Source organism: Vibrio ichthyoenteri ATCC 700023 (genome assembly GCF_000222605.1).
Classification (GTDB): domain Bacteria; phylum Pseudomonadota; class Gammaproteobacteria; order Enterobacterales; family Vibrionaceae; genus Vibrio; species Vibrio ichthyoenteri.
Window position 1 is genome coordinate 1 of record NZ_AFWF01000120.1, and the last position, 480, is coordinate 480.

Genomic DNA, 480 nt, shown 5'->3' on the forward strand with positions numbered 1-480 from the left:
CGGTATAGAGAGAACCGAATCAGGCTTAGTTTCGATTTATGGGGATTATGGTTCCATTTATAGGGATTGTAAATAGCGCAAAATGGGGGTTAAAAAGCTATTCTATGGGAAAACGGAGGATTGAATATGTACGCAAACGAACTATTAAATGCCTATAAACAGGCTAAAAATTACATACAAGACAAGCAGATTGCGCATGATTTGAATCTATCACCACAAAAGCTAAGCAAAATTAGAAGCGGAATTCGCTATGTGTCTGATGAGGAAGCCGTTTTCCTCGCACAAGGCGCAGGAATCGACCCAGAGATAGCATTACTAGGCTGTCACGCAGACCGCAACGAAAACCCAGCAATCCGCGCACACTGGACGAACATTGCAAAAAAGTTTAACGGGCTGGGATTTTCTGGAATTTCAATGACTTGTAGCGCATTAGCATTGGTGTTTTACACCCCTAAAGAAGCCCTAGCTCAGTGCGCATTA

General features: G+C 42.7%; 1 protein-coding gene. It reads left to right on the forward strand.

The window, feature by feature from the left end:
- Positions 1-126: 126 nt before the first annotated feature.
- Positions 127-480 (forward strand): DUF3693 domain-containing protein (locus RH85_RS09915; protein WP_006712092.1); only part of this gene is annotated, 354 nt, incomplete at its 3' end.